The sequence below is a fragment of the Helicobacter sp. 16-1353 genome, assembly GCF_003288815.1.
Classification (GTDB): Bacteria; Campylobacterota; Campylobacteria; order Campylobacterales; family Helicobacteraceae; genus NHYM01.
This window is the reverse complement of the sequence record NZ_NHYM01000008.1, coordinates 1-14,347: the sequence shown is the minus strand read 5'-3', so window position 1 is coordinate 14,347 and position 14,347 is coordinate 1. Positions and strand designations below refer to the sequence as shown.

Genomic DNA, 14,347 nt, shown 5'->3' with positions numbered 1-14,347 from the left:
AAAGCTAAAAGGTTTTATATGCTTAATATAATTATTTTTATTCTTATTGTTATAGCTATAGTTTTTTATGTATTTAGTATCTATAATAATCTTGTAGAGTATCTAAATCGTGCACAAAATGCATTTGGACAAATTGATGTATATCTCAAGCGTAGATATGATTTAATCCCGAATCTCGTTGAAATTGCTAGAAAATATATGCAACACGAAGAGCAAACATTAACAAAAGTTATAGAAGCAAGAAATGAGGCTAAAAGTATATTGGATTCTATTGCTAGTAGCGGTTTAGATTCCACAAAATTGCAGAATCTTAGCCAAGCTGAAAATGGATTAATGGGAGCATTACAAGGATTAAATATCGCATTAGAAGCTTACCCAGATTTAAAAGCTAATCAAAATATGATGCAATTAAGCGAAGAAATATCATCTAGTGAAAATAAAATCGCCTTTGCCAGACAAGCATATAATGATAGTGCGACTAATTATAATATCTACAAACAAAAGATGCCAAATAGTATTGTTGTGGGATTTTTCCCTAGATTTAAGGCAGATTTAAGTTTATTAGAATTTGAAGATGGTAAAGAAGAGCTAAATAAAGCACCAAAAGTAAGATTCTAGTTTGTAGATTGCTAAAGGCTGATTGTGCAAATTTTATATATATCAAATTTCGGTTTATTTTTTGCTCGTTTATGCTTTTTATTGCTACAAGGATAATTTTAGGTAGAGAAACAAAAATCAAAGGTGATTTTTGGGAGCATAAAAAACTAGCTAAAAGCAAAATAGCTTGGCTTGGCTTTTTATTTCTTGCGACATTATTGTTAATTTTTCTAACTGCTTATGGGCTTTTTATGTTTATTATAGCATTCATTTATTTTGATGCCACAAATGAATTAAGCATAAGAATCTCATTTGCCATTAGTGCTTTTATAGTTATTATTATCATATTTTCTTATCTATATAAATCTATGGAAATGTCAAAGCATAGTATTAATAACCTTGCCAAAACACTAAAAGCCACTGAGATTAAAAAATATCATAAGCTAAGCCCACAAGACCAAGTGCTTTTAAATGTAGTTGAGGAAATGGCTATTGCTTCAAATATGAGTATTCCTAGAGTGTTTGTTATGCGAGAGGAATTAGGCGTAAATGCAATGTGTAGTGGTGAGAATTTTGGGAGATATAATGAAAAAATAGCAATTTTTGTTACACAAGGTGCTTTAGATACCTTTAATAGAGATGAATTACAAGGGGTTATTGGGCACGAGTTTTCCCACGCATTCCATCAAGATGTAGAGCTAAATATAAAGCTATTTTCCATCGTTTTTGCCCTTACTTGCGTAATGATATTAGGAGAAACATTATTTAGAACAATTAGTTCAAAATCCAGAGATAGTAGCAAATCAATGCTACTTATATTGCTTTTCACTTTGGTTTGTTTTCTACTTGGGTGGATAGGTAATATTTTTTCACAAATTATTCAAAGTGCCATTTCGCGACAAAAGGAATTTTTAGCAGATGCTTCAAGTGTGCAATACACGCGGAATCCAAATGGAATAAAAGATGCCCTAGTAAAAATTATGAATCTAGATAGAAGTTATCAACTAATGACAACAATCAAGAATCCAAATGCCCATCCTTGTGCTCATATGTTTTTTCTTAAACCATTTAATTCGATATTTGATACTCACCCGCCGTTAGATGAGCGTATAAATCGTTTGATACAAATAGGGGCAATAGGAAAGTAAATTGTTGGGTGTGATTATTAATACTATCTTAAAGCTTTTATCATTACAATAAAAACTTTATTTTAGCATTAGGAATTATTTTGAAAAAGATTGCATTATTAATGAGTGGCGGAATAGATAGTTCATATAGTGCATATTTATTAAAGCAAAAATATGATGTTTGCGGAATCTATCTAAAACTACATAATAAAGAAGAAAAGCATAAATTTTTTATTGACAAATGCAATATTGTCGCAAAAAATCTAGATATTGATTTTAAGGTAATAGATTTACAAAAAGAATTCAATGAATTTGTTTATAGATATTTTGTGGATTCTTATAAAAACGCCCAAACACCGAATCCTTGTGCTATGTGTAATCCATATATTAAATTTGGCTTAGCATTAGAAAAAGCCTTAAGTTTTGGTTGTGAATATATAGCAAGCGGACATTATGCAAGGATAAAAAATATTAATGGAGTAAATTACATACAAGAAGCTATAGATAAGACAAAAGACCAAAGCTATTTTTTATTTGGCATTAGCAAGGAGGCAAAAGATAAGCTTATTTTTCCACTTGGGGATAAAATAAAAGTTGATGTCAAAAAAGAGGCATTTCAGGCAATGACTTGGTTTGGAGAATTAGAGGATTATAAGGATTCTCAAGAAATATGCTTTGTGGAAAAAGACTATATCCACACTATAAGCAATGATGTAGATGTCAATATAAGTGGTATTTTAAAAGATAAAGATGGAAATATAGTAGGGGAGCATAAAGGCTATATGCACTATACAATAGGCAAAAGAAAGGGCTTAAATGTGCGTGGTTCACATACTCCAAGCTATGTTTTAGATATTAATGCGAGTGATAACATCGTAGTTATAGGCACTAAAGAGGATTTAAAGAAATCCCAAATAACAGCGAAGATTCTATCTTTAGATAATTTTATAGATGGAATCTATGATATTAAGATTCGCTATCGTTCTAAAAGTATAAAAGCAGATATTAAAATCATAGATAATAAAATCATCGCAACACCTATCGATGATATTTATGGTGTGGCAAATGGACAAGCTTTAGTGATTTACAAAGATGATATTGTGCTTGGCGGTGGATTTATAGAATCCTCAATATAGGGCTATTAAAGCCCTTTTATCTCAAATGATATGTGGGATTTAGAATCCCCTTTTTTAAGATGGCTAATTAAAGATTGTATTGCTCTTAAATATTTATAGAATCTTGATTTAGAATCCTCTAAATCAAGGGGGCTAATAAAGCCCTCTAATTATATAAATCTCCATATAAACCACGCAAAAAGGCTAACTATAATTATTGATATTACATTTAGCCACATTCCAACCTTTATCATCTCTATTTGTCGTATATATCCTGTTCCATATGCAATGGCATTTGGCGGTGTCCCAACTGGTAGCATAAAACCACAACTAGCCCCAAATCCAATAACCAACGCAAGTAAGGCAGTAGGCATTCCTATTGCTTCGCCAACTGTGGCAAAAACAGGGACTAGCAATGCCGCACTCGCTGTATTACTAGTAAATTCTGTTAATAGCACAACAAATGTTGTAACTGCTACAATGATTATTAGCCAATTACTTGAGCCAAATATATGTGCCATTCCATTTGCCATAACAAGACTAGCACCAGAATCTTTCAATATACCGCTAAGTGCAAGACCTCCACCAAATAGCCATAAAACTCCCCATTCTGTGTTTTTTTGGATTTGTGTCCAAGAAGCAGTTCCAGTAAATCCAATCGCAACTGCTGCTGCTATGGCTATAAGGGAATCTAAATCCTTAACCCCACCAAAATACTCGCTTATTTTTACACTAAATATCCAACAAAGTGCTGTAAGGGCAAAAATAACAATAGAAGCAATGGAGTGAAAATTCCAATGAAAATCTTCCTCTTTCATATTAAATGTAAAATTTAGCTTAGGTCGTAGCACTATAAACATAAGGAATATACAAGATGGCAACATAACAATCATAAATGGAACGCCAAGTTTCATCCACGAGAAAAAATCAAGTCCTAATTGTGCTGCTGCAATGGCATTCGGCGGACTTCCTACTAATGTTCCAAATCCGCCAATAGTTGAGCTATAGGCGATTCCTAGTATAACAAAAACGAATGTTTTTCTATCATGTGAGGCATCGATATTTGAAAGGATTCCAAGTCCAAGCGGAAGCATCATCGCAGCAGTTGCGGTATTGCTAATCCACATCGATAATAATGCCGTAACTAAAAACAGCATTATTACAGCTAACCACATTTTTCCACCTGCTAACTTTATCATACGATTTGCAATATGTCTATCAACCCCTTGAATATGCAATGCCGTAGCTAAAGCAAAACCACCAAAAAACAAAAATATAACAGGATTCGCAAATGACTTTAAAGCATTAGATGTGTCTAAAAGTCCTAAAGCAACAGCTAAAACCGGAACTAAAAGCGCGGTTATCGTAACATGTATTGCTTCTGTGAGCCATAAGATTCCAATAAATATTAATAGGCAAATCCCTGAATTTGCCTTAGTGTCAAATGGTAAAATATTGTATAAAATAATAAATAAGATAATATCAACTATAATAATAGCTAATGCCCTCTTTGGTGAATGTGTCCCAATCGAGGGGGTTAAAGGTTTTATTTCCATAATTACTCCTTTGGCTTAATAGGGTTGGAGTTATTTTGGAGCGTTTTTTTTTGCAAGCATAAATAAACAAAAAGATATAAGACAAACAATTGCAATAGTTAGAAATGCATCCCCATAAGTAACTTTTGAACTGAAGTCAAAAAATCTATATCCAAAAATCTCAAAACCCATATTTTGTCCTTAAAGTATAATATTTGTAGCTTATATTATGTAAAAATATTATTTATTTTATTTATATATTCGTATTTTTAGCGAAAACTACACAAGAAACACATCTCTCACATAAGATATTTTCCTCTTTAGATACAAATCTCCAGCAACGCGGACATTTAAAGAATGGTGATTTTGAGATTCGTAGAATCTTGCTATTATTTAGAGTTATAGCTGAGATAATGTTTTCATCATTTTTATTATTATTTACCGAGCTTACTATAAGCCATTTAGCCAAGATTCCAGAATCTATTCCATCAAATTCAACCTCTAATTCAAGGGAACTTTTTATTGTCTTATCTTTTTTTAATCTATCCAATTCAGCCCCAAATAATGCTCTAATCTCAAGCAATTCATCAAAATTATCACTAAACTCTACATTATAATCAATATCAAAATCTATACAATCAAAAACATCGTTCCAATCGCCCTTTAATGCAGGAGTGGCATATTTAAGTGCTTCATCAACGCTATAGGTTAAAATTGGTGCTAAGAATATAAATAATTTTCTTGCAATTAAGCAAAGCGTTGTTTGTATAGCCCTACGCGAGATGGAATCTTTACCATCGCAATATAGGCTATCTTTGCATAAATCAAAATAGATTCCACTAAGCTCATTTGAAATAAAGCCCATAATAATATTAAAAGCCTTAGAAAACTCATATTCGCTAAATAATCTATTTGCTTCATCAAACACATTGATTGTTTCTTTTAGAATCCATCTATCAATACTGCCTAATTCATCTTTTGCAACAAAAGCGTTAAAATCATTAGTATTTGCAAGTAAAAATCGTATTGTATTGCGAATCTTTCTATATTGTTCGCTTATTTGCTTTAGGATATTAGCAGAAATCTTTAAATCACTTTGATAATCACTCAAAGCGACCCAAAGACGCAATATTTCGCTACCATATTCTTTTAAAACAGATTCAGGTAAGACGACATTTCCTTTTGATTTGCTCATTTTTTCATTATTTTCATCAACGGTAAAGCCGTGTGTAAGGATATTTTTAAATGGTGCTTGATGTTTTAAAGCACAAGATATTAATAATGAGCTTTGAAACCATCCGCGATGTTGATCGCTTCCCTCTAGATACATATCAGCTGGATAACTTCCTGCATCATATTTAGGCGAATCTAAAACAGCATTCCAAGTGCTTCCGCTATCAAACCAAACATCAAGTATATGCTCACCCTTATATAAATCCTTTGCCTTAGATTTCCAAGAAGGTGGCAATAAATCTACAATATCTTTATCCCACCAGCAATTTAATCCCTCTTTTGCAAAAATATCTTTTAGATATGCAAATAATTCATCATCAAATATTGGCTCTTTTGTGTCTTTGTAATGAAAAAATGCAATTGGCACACCCCAAGAGCGTTGGCGAGAAATGCACCAATCTGGACGATTTTCTATCATTGATTTGAATCTCTTATATCCGCTTTTTGGATAAAAATTAACTTTTTCTATTTCCTCTAATGCGATTTGCCGTAAGCTTTTATTATTGAAAAATGGCTTATCCATTAAAATAAACCATTGTGTTGTAGCACGATATATAACAGGTTTATGAGAACGCCAACAATGTGGATATGAGTGAATTATCTTTATATGTTTTAAAAGAGAATCCCCCAAAAGTTTTAAAATCCCATCTTGAGCTTTAAATACATTCATACCTAAAAATTCTTTTGGTAGTAGATTTTCTTTTATAATTAATTCATCAAAATTTCCAAAATCATCAACTGGAACAAGAATAGGAAGATTATATTTTAAGCCTATATAATAGTCATCTTCGCCGTGTCCGGGTGCAGTATGGACTGCACCACTGCCTTCTTCTGTGCTTACATGTTCGCCTAGAACTATCTTAGAATCTCTACCATTAAGTGGATTTGTAGCAAGTAGATTCTCTAATGTTGTTGCTTGAAACTCGCTAATAATCTCACCTAGATTCAAATCATCTTTTAATTTATCATATAGTTTTTTTGCCACAATGAAAGAATTCGCACTTAAGATATAGATTTCATTTGGATTTAAAGCAATAGCGGTATTCGCTGGAAGAGTCCAAGGCGTAGTAGTCCAAATGATAATCTTAGCTTCTTTAGCATTAATCTTTTTTAATGCTTCATTTTGGAGATTGAATGCAACAAAAATAGATGGAGATTCCTTATCCTTATACTCTACTTCAGCTTCTGCTAGTGCCGTTTGACAAGCCCAAGACCAATAAATTGGCTTATGTCTTTGTGCTAGAATCCCACTTTTTGCTATTTGACATAAGCTATCAAAAATCTTTGATTCAAATACAAAATCCATCGTTATATACGGATTATTAAAATCTCCCAAAATACCAAAACTTTGAAATTCATCACTTTGAATCTTGATAAATTCTTTAGCGTGATTTCTGCAAAGCTCCCTAAATTCGCCCTTAGATATTTGGGATTTTTTTTGAGAGCCAATTTTTTGCTCAATTTGTTGTTCTATTGGAAGTCCATGACAATCCCACCCCGGCGTATAATAAACCCTTTGTCCTTGAAAATAGTGATATTTTGTAACAATATCTTTTAATATCTTATTTAATGCGTGCCCTATGTGTAAATGCCCATTTGCATAAGGTGGTCCATCGTGTAATACGAACGATGAATTGGAATGTTTTCGTTTTGATTTCATTTGACCCCAAATATCCCGCTCTCTCCAGCTTTTATAAATAGGTGGTTCATTCTGCGGAAGATTCCCTCTCATAGGGAAATCACTAATAGCCAAATTTAATGTATCTTTATAATCCATACAAATACCTTTAAGATTTTCAAAAATTTAAGTTTAGATTTTACCTAGAATCCTTTATAAAAAAAATTAAATACTTTATAATTCAAAAAAAATATGGAGAAAGTAGTTTGAAAGTATTATTAATTTTTATAATGTTGTTTTTTATGGGTTGCAATGCGAATAGTGAGAATACGAATAGTGAAAGTAGATTTATAGCATTAGAATCTACCACATTTGAATTATTAGGAGGAAAGGAAGTAGAAGCTAATAGCGAGATTGTAGAAGATGCAAAAGCATTAATCTCAAGGTCAAATATCAGTGAATATAAGCTTATAAAAACCGATGATGTAAAGCAGAATCTAGATAATGCAATAATCATTGCTACGATTGATGATAGTAGAAAGATTCCCAATGCCAAAACTTTCACTTTTGCAAAATCAATATCCTTAAATGAAGATGGCTCTGGTTGGAATTGGAATGCTGATAGTATGGGGCAGAATCTAGATGATTTTAAGAAAATATTAGGCGATGATAAAGATAAATTAATAATATTTTATGATAGCGGAGAAGATATTTTTAGTCCAGCAGGAAGTGCTCATACTGCCTTAATTTGGGCAAAGCACCTTGGGTATAATAATATAGCAAGGGTAGTTGGCGGACTAAATGCTTGGGTAGATAAAGGATATTAAAATTATTAGATTTCTATAAAAGCAATGGAGATTTTCTTGCGAGTTTAAATCCTAGAATCTTAGAGATATTAACTATCTCTAAGAGATTCTAATTCCTTATATAAGTTTTTGATTTTATTTCCTATATTATTTATTTGCTTAAATTTTTCTAAGGCATTTTCCCTAAAATCTTGCGGTAATTCTATATTGTATAAATCATTTATATCAATCGTTCTTGTTTCTGTTTGCTCGTATAATTCACTTAATATTTTTTGTGTATTTTTTGAAAATAAAAAGCAAAATAATCCAAGTGCATCCTCTTTATTTTTTGCCCTTAGGATTAGGATTCCAGCATTTGCTACCATATCAATCTTGCTTTTATTAACCATTGTTAGTTTTGGAGCAATTCCACGCAAAGATAATAAAATATCATATGGTTTAAGCTTACAAGCCTCAATCTTATCCACATCAGCGATATTTTGCTCAATATTACTTTCATCGATAAAACCGCATTCATTAAAGTTTATAATCCCGATATTTAGATATGGTTTTGTGGCATTTGTTTTGGGAGTGCAGATTCTCTGTCCTCTTATAATCTCCACCCCAATACTTTTTATAGTCATCATTGAATGATTTGAATGCTTTTTCTTTAGATATGGTTGGACGCGTAAATCATCGATATTAATATTTTTTAATTTTGTTAATTTGGAATATTCTGTATCTTTTCTCTTTTTTAATAGCTCTAGAATCTCATCAGTTCGCACTAAACGATTGTATTTTCCCTCTTTTTTGTAAAATTGAGAAGCATCTATATGTAATACACTATTATTATTTTTTGAAATAACCATCAATGAGAAATCTGCACTATTATGTGGAAATATATTTTTTGGTAGCTCAATAATCGCCTCTAAAAGCCCATTTTTGCAGATTTTTTCTTTGAATTTTTCTTCCACCGATGTTTTTTTAAGCAATTGATTCCTTATCACAAATACCCCTTTATCTTTTAGATAAGAGATTCCATTTATAATAAAGCTAAGCTCTGGAGTGCTTTTTGTGATAAATCCATATTTTGCGAATCTTTCATTATTTTTTAAATCTAAAGTGCCAATATAAGCATCAATTGGGGGATTACACATAATCTTATTAAATTCCCTTTCTGGCGGGAATATTTGATTTTTGAGAATATTATTTACAAATAGATTATTTGTCGGGATATTAAGCGTTCTTAATAATAATCTTGTGATTTTATCAAGGCTAGAATCCAGCTCTTCGCCATAAATCTTAAATTTTTTATTTGTTCTTGCTAATGCTAGAAAAAGACTGCCTATGCCATAGCAAGGATTATAAATCTCATCATTATTTTTAATATCTAAGATTCCTACGATTAATCTACTTATCTCCATAGGTGTAGAATATGTATATAGTTTATTAATCGTTCTTTTTTGTGTTATTGCATTGATTAAAAGCTCGATTTGTTCATTAGTAACATTTGCTTTATCAATTTCGCGTAATACTTTAATCAAATTAATATTTGCATTTGGCTTGACATATAAATCCCCAAAAAGATTTGTCATAACAGCATTAAAATCATCTACAATGGGTTTTCGTTTTTTTGCTTTATCTAATAATTCTTCAATCTTTTTATTTGCATATCGTTTCAATGTGATAATCTCAAGCAAAATACATACTACATCAAAAATATCCGAATGGTATCGTTTTAAATAATCAAACACAACAAGCATTTTTTGCATTCATATGTCCTAAGTTCTTTAGTAGATTTATAAAAATCAATATTGATATTATATAATTTTTTACACATTATTAAATATACCATATATTTTCAACCATAAACTACACTTTATGCGATTTCTTATATAAAAATTATAAAAGGCTTGATATTGTAAAATTTTTATCTTAAAATTACTAATACATATTAAAATTATATTTTAATGCAAATACAAAGGTCGTTTTTAAATGAATGGTGATAAAAATAGTTTAGATATAGAAAGATTAATAGAAAAGATTCTTAGCGATGATGAATTTTTGAGTTATGAGATAATTCCGCAAAAAGCATTTAGTTTAGATTCTACATTAGAAAAAATCAAGCAAAGCGAATTATATAATTTATTTGATGCATTTATTTGCACAGATTCCCCACTTGCTAGATTGAAACATAGCTCTATTTTAGCGAGCATAAAAGCACAGAATTATTTAAAAAAGCCTACTATTTGCACAATTAGCGTTAGAGATAAAAACTCCATAGCTATTCAAGGCGAGATTCTAGGATTAAATGAATTTGATATTAGAATCTTTCTAGCACTAAAAGGCGACCCAATACGATTGGGCGACCAACCACAGGCAAAAGGTGTTTTTGAATCAAATAGCTATATGTTATTTGATATTATTAATGCTTTAAATGATGGAAAAGATTTAGCAAATCTTAATATTAAAGATAATGGGCGTAAAATCTACCCATTTGCTGTGGTTAATTCATTTGCAAATGATATGGAAAATATATATAAACGAATGTTTAGGAAAGTGCAAAAAGGTGCTATAGCTTTGGTTACACAACCCATTTATGATATAAATAATGCAAAAGAATTATTGCTTATATTGGAGCGAGTAAATAAAGAGCTTGGAAAAAATGCAAAGCTTATTTTAGGGTATCACCCTGTATCCAGCCTAAAGGCAGCCGAATTTCTATACAATAAATTACCCGGTTGTTATATACCTAGCAAGTGGATTGATAAATTAAGAAATGCTAGTGATGAGAGAAGTTTGGGTTTGGAATTAAGTCGTAATCTATATAAAGAGCTAAGAGCAGTATATCCCAAAATACATTTTATGTGTGCAAATAGTATCAAAATGGCAGAATCTATCATTTTGGAGTGATTTTTATATCAATGAAATATGCTAAAGTTTCTATACATTTGAATTTTTTAATATATTTATAGTATGATTCTGTTATATTTTGATTTACTTTATAATAATATTAAGTTATTTTATGGATAGTTTCATTAAGCAAGGAGAGTGATTTATGAAAAGGGTAGCATTTACCTTTATAGAGCTTGTTTTTTCCATAGTTATAGTTGGGATTGTAATACTTAGTATTCCACTCATAGTTCGCCAAAGTAATGCAAATACAATAGAATCCCAAAATGTTATAGGATATTATAATGCTTTAACATTGATGGAGACTATTAAAAACAAGCCTTGGGATACAAACAATGTAAGTGATTTCGAAAAATCAGGAGAATATTATATCTTATTTACTGATGATACTACTCATAATTGCAAACAAGACCCCATCTATACAAATATATATACAAAACCCGGACTTGGTCTTGCCGATAGAAGACGAATGTGCGACCCAGAGCAAAAAACAGCTACTGCAATTACAAGAAACACCAATCTAGCTTCTATTAATGCTTTTAATGAATTTTCCCAAAGAGTAAGTAGCGGTGGCAATGATTTTTTTATTGTTAGTGTAAGTATAAAGTATGTAAATGTTAATTTTGGCACAGGCACAACTGCAGGAAGTATCACTGATGCAACTAGAGGAACTACAGATGTCAAAGCGATAACTGTGAGATTGCATAGAGTAGGTGTGGGTGGAGCTGCTAATGAATTAATATCCTCCTATATATATTATGCTGCAAATATTGGGAGCGATGTTCCTTTTGCAAAGGATAATGTATGAGAAAATCATTTACTATGATAGAGATAGTTTTTGTTATAGTTATTACAGGATTAGTTGCTGTTGCTGGCTCTATGGCGATAGTTCAAATTATGCAAAATTATGCGATTCAAAAAGAATATGCTAAGTTGGAAATAGATAGTGCCTCAACTATAAGACAGGTTTCAAAATATTTACAAGATTCTATTTGGGATTCTATTGCAATAAAAAATGGCAATACTTATACGGCAATATCACTAGTTAATAAAGCTGAAGATGGCTTGGTGAGCAATAATAATCAATTAGTATTTATAGAAAAAAATATGGAAACGATAAATGGTTATTTTGGAACATATCAAAGCAATAATATGAATATTCCATATTTTAGTGGATTTATAAATTTAAGCTTGTCTAGTGGTAATTCAATAACAACTGTTTTTGCCGAAGATAGATTATTAAGTCTTAATAGTTTGGTAAATTCTATCGCCCTATATTTTCCATTTACACTTCAATATGGAACTATAGTTGATAAGTTTTATGCGACAAATGAATTAGCTAGAACAGCTTTATTTAAAATTACTAATATAGTTAATAATAATACAATGATATTAAGCCACAATCCAAGCCAAATAGGCGATGTTGCTACTATCGTCAATATAAATCCTGTATTTATACAAAAAAATGCAAATGGTGATTTACAACTAATAAAAGATAGCCAAACAACAACATTAGCTCAAAGTGTATCTAACTTTTATATATGGTCGGAATCTCAAGCAGGTATTCTTAGGGTTAGATTGTGCTTTATAAACTCAACTATGGATTTTATGCCAGAATTTTGTAAAGAAGGGATAATAATGCAATGAAAAGACAAGCATTTGGTATGATATTTGCGATTATAATAACAGTATTAGTCGCTACTTTGGCAATATTGGGATTAAAGCTTAGCACAAGCACATTAAATACAACAACAAATGAGCACATCGCAATACAACTTGATTTATACCTAAACTCTACAGCAGAATTAGCGATTTTATATATCCAAAGAAATGGTTTTAAATATCAAGAAGGTAGCACAACAACAGTTAGACCAAATGTAATGGAACCTATAATCAAAAATATCAATTATGGGGCAAATGGTGAATATCAATTTACATATAAAATGACACCATTAGTTAGTCCAGATGTTACAAATGTGGGAGGAGTAGCTATAACAGATGAGCAAAAAAATACGATAATAAACACTATGATATTGGATATATCTGGATTTGTCGTCAGTCCTATCACAAATCAAACTTTTAGAGTTACAAAAAGACAGGTTGTCAAGCCTTAAATTTTTATATTGGAGAAACAATGGAACAACAAGCACCACTTTATGACATAAGCACATTACTAAGAACCACACTAAAGCACAATGCCTCAGACTTGCACTTAGTTGCTAGAAGCGAACCACAAATAAGAATAGATGGTATATTAGTAAAATTAAATCTTCCTATTTTAGAAAAAAGAGAGATTGATAAATTATGTTATACACTCTTAACAGACAAACAGAAAAAAACACTCGAAGAGGAGCGAGAGCTGGACTTCTCAATCGATTTGGAGGATATTGGGCGATTTAGGGTGAATTACTATTACACAATGGGAAGTGTCGCAGCTGCCTTTAGGGTGATAACGACCAAGATTCCAACGCTAGAGGGTATAAATGCACCTAGCATTTTAAAGCAATTAGTTACAAGGCGAAAAGGGCTAATTCTAGTTACAGGACCTACTGGAAGCGGTAAAACAACTACCGTTGCGGCAATGATAAATGAAATCAACCAAACGCAAAAAAAGCACATTCTTTGTATCGAAGACCCAATCGAATATGTCCATAAGGGTATAAATGCGTTATTTTCATATAGAAATGTTGGCGAGGACACGAAAACATTCAATAGAGCGTTAAAATCCGCCCTTAGGGAAGATCCAGATATTATATTCATCGGCGAGATGAGAAACACAGAGACAATGGAAATCGCCCTAGAAGCCGCAGAGACAGGACACCTTGTGATAGGGACACTCCATACAAACTCCGCAGCTCAAACGATAAATAGGATTGTAAGCTCATTTGAAGGCACAAAGCAAGACCAAGTGAGAAGTCAGGTTGCAATCACCATCGAGGGGATTTTATCACAAATCCTATTGCCTAGAGTAGATGGCGGAAGGGTCGCTGCAACAGAGATTCTAGTGGGAACCCCAGCAATTAGAAATCTAATTCGTGAAAACAAAATTCACCAAATCAACTCGCAAATGATGATAGGTCAAACATTAACAGAAATGAAAACAATGGCACAAAGTCTAGATTCCCTATATCAAGATAGAATCATTTCAAAAGAAGAATACGAACTAGCATCTTCTGTGCTATAAATAGATTCTTAGAATCTTACTTTGATTTAGATTCTGGGTAGTTTTGTAGAATCTGCTAGATTCTCTAAATTTATAGAATATTTAGTTTTTGATTTAGATTTGATAGATTCTATGAATCTTTAAAAATATAGAATCTAAATCGATAGATTTACTCTGCTACCATATTTAGCTATTTTATACCACTTTTAAGATTCTTACTATTTGGTGATTTTTTATTAAGATTTTAGTTTTAATATTCTT

Annotated in this window: 12 protein-coding genes; 9 read left to right on the top strand and 3 right to left on the bottom strand. The window is 31.4% G+C overall.

Annotated elements, in window-relative coordinates:
• Nucleotides 1-18 precede the first annotated feature (18 nt).
• From CCY99_RS05925 to mnmA, 3 genes are all read left to right on the top strand, one after another.
• Entirely contained in the window at nucleotides 19-618 is a 600-nt protein-coding gene (locus CCY99_RS05925) for a LemA family protein (protein WP_112060502.1), read from the top strand.
• A gap of 71 nt (nucleotides 619-689) precedes the next feature.
• Nucleotides 690-1,745, top strand: a complete 1,056-nt coding sequence (locus CCY99_RS05920; RefSeq protein ID WP_146744948.1) for a M48 family metalloprotease — start codon at nucleotides 690-692, stop codon at nucleotides 1,743-1,745.
• Between the two features lie 80 nt (nucleotides 1,746-1,825).
• Nucleotides 1,826-2,860, top strand: coding sequence for a tRNA 2-thiouridine(34) synthase MnmA (gene mnmA / locus CCY99_RS05915; RefSeq protein ID WP_112060500.1), 1,035 nt, complete (start codon nucleotides 1,826-1,828; stop codon nucleotides 2,858-2,860).
• Between the two features lie 149 nt (nucleotides 2,861-3,009).
• Here mnmA and CCY99_RS05910 read toward each other — a convergent pair whose 3' ends face one another.
• Nucleotides 3,010-4,395, bottom strand: coding sequence for a DASS family sodium-coupled anion symporter (locus tag CCY99_RS05910; RefSeq protein ID WP_181646862.1), 1,386 nt, complete (start codon nucleotides 4,393-4,395; stop codon nucleotides 3,010-3,012).
• Between the two features lie 232 nt (nucleotides 4,396-4,627).
• The gene (gene ileS, locus CCY99_RS05905) at nucleotides 4,628-7,384 is read right to left on the bottom strand and encodes an isoleucine--tRNA ligase (RefSeq protein ID WP_112060498.1); all 2,757 of its coding nucleotides are present in this window, start codon (nucleotides 7,382-7,384) and stop codon (nucleotides 4,628-4,630) included.
• A gap of 107 nt (nucleotides 7,385-7,491) precedes the next feature.
• On the opposite strand from ileS, the gene CCY99_RS05900 reads away from it, so the two are divergent.
• On the top strand, nucleotides 7,492-8,052 hold the full coding sequence (locus CCY99_RS05900; protein WP_112060497.1) for a rhodanese-like domain-containing protein: 561 nt from the start codon (nucleotides 7,492-7,494) through the stop codon (nucleotides 8,050-8,052).
• A 68-nt stretch (nucleotides 8,053-8,120) separates the two neighbouring features.
• Here the strand turns inward: CCY99_RS05900 and CCY99_RS05895 are convergent, their stop codons facing one another.
• Nucleotides 8,121-9,782 carry an N-6 DNA methylase gene (locus tag CCY99_RS05895; protein WP_112060496.1) on the bottom strand — a complete coding sequence of 554 codons (1,662 nt, stop codon included), beginning with the start codon at nucleotides 9,780-9,782 and terminating at the stop codon, nucleotides 8,121-8,123.
• Nucleotides 9,783-10,005: 223 nt separating this feature from the next.
• Between CCY99_RS05895 and CCY99_RS05890 the strand changes: the two genes are divergently transcribed.
• From CCY99_RS05890 to CCY99_RS05870, 5 genes are all read left to right on the top strand, one after another.
• Complete coding sequence (locus CCY99_RS05890; protein ID WP_112060495.1) at nucleotides 10,006-10,923, top strand: methylenetetrahydrofolate reductase; 918 nt, start codon at nucleotides 10,006-10,008, stop codon at nucleotides 10,921-10,923.
• Between the two features lie 145 nt (nucleotides 10,924-11,068).
• Entirely contained in the window at nucleotides 11,069-11,731 is a 663-nt protein-coding gene (locus CCY99_RS05885; RefSeq protein WP_112060494.1) for a type II secretion system protein, read from the top strand.
• Nucleotides 11,728-12,570: a hypothetical protein gene (locus tag CCY99_RS05880; protein ID WP_112060493.1), complete on the top strand. Its 843-nt coding sequence runs from the start codon at nucleotides 11,728-11,730 to the stop codon at nucleotides 12,568-12,570. The genes CCY99_RS05885 and CCY99_RS05880 overlap by 4 nt, the downstream gene beginning before the upstream one ends.
• Nucleotides 12,567-13,037, top strand: coding sequence for a hypothetical protein (locus CCY99_RS05875; RefSeq protein ID WP_112060492.1), 471 nt, complete (start codon nucleotides 12,567-12,569; stop codon nucleotides 13,035-13,037). The genes CCY99_RS05880 and CCY99_RS05875 overlap by 4 nt, the downstream gene beginning before the upstream one ends.
• 20 nt (nucleotides 13,038-13,057) lie before the next feature.
• Nucleotides 13,058-14,107: a PilT/PilU family type 4a pilus ATPase gene (locus tag CCY99_RS05870; protein ID WP_112060491.1), complete on the top strand. Its 1,050-nt coding sequence runs from the start codon at nucleotides 13,058-13,060 to the stop codon at nucleotides 14,105-14,107.
• Nucleotides 14,108-14,347: the final 240 nt, after the last annotated feature.

What these genes read in the sequence shown, in the direction of transcription:
- CCY99_RS05910 (WP_181646862.1), bottom strand. Translation starts at nt 4,395, where the DNA reads ATGGAAATAAAACCTTTAACCCCCTCGATTGGGACACATTCACCAAAG.
- CCY99_RS05885 (WP_112060494.1), top strand. Translation starts at nt 11,069, where the DNA reads ATGAAAAGGGTAGCATTTACCTTTATAGAGCTTGTTTTTTCCATAGTT.
- ileS (WP_112060498.1), bottom strand. Translation starts at nt 7,384, where the DNA reads ATGGATTATAAAGATACATTAAATTTGGCTATTAGTGATTTCCCTATG.
- CCY99_RS05890 (WP_112060495.1), top strand. Translation starts at nt 10,006, where the DNA reads ATGAATGGTGATAAAAATAGTTTAGATATAGAAAGATTAATAGAAAAG.
- CCY99_RS05875 (WP_112060492.1), top strand. Translation starts at nt 12,567, where the DNA reads ATGAAAAGACAAGCATTTGGTATGATATTTGCGATTATAATAACAGTA.
- CCY99_RS05920 (WP_146744948.1), top strand. Translation starts at nt 690, where the DNA reads ATGCTTTTTATTGCTACAAGGATAATTTTAGGTAGAGAAACAAAAATC.
- CCY99_RS05870 (WP_112060491.1), top strand. Translation starts at nt 13,058, where the DNA reads ATGGAACAACAAGCACCACTTTATGACATAAGCACATTACTAAGAACC.
- CCY99_RS05880 (WP_112060493.1), top strand. Translation starts at nt 11,728, where the DNA reads ATGAGAAAATCATTTACTATGATAGAGATAGTTTTTGTTATAGTTATT.
- CCY99_RS05925 (WP_112060502.1), top strand. Translation starts at nt 19, where the DNA reads ATGCTTAATATAATTATTTTTATTCTTATTGTTATAGCTATAGTTTTT.
- CCY99_RS05895 (WP_112060496.1), bottom strand. Translation starts at nt 9,782, where the DNA reads ATGCAAAAAATGCTTGTTGTGTTTGATTATTTAAAACGATACCATTCG.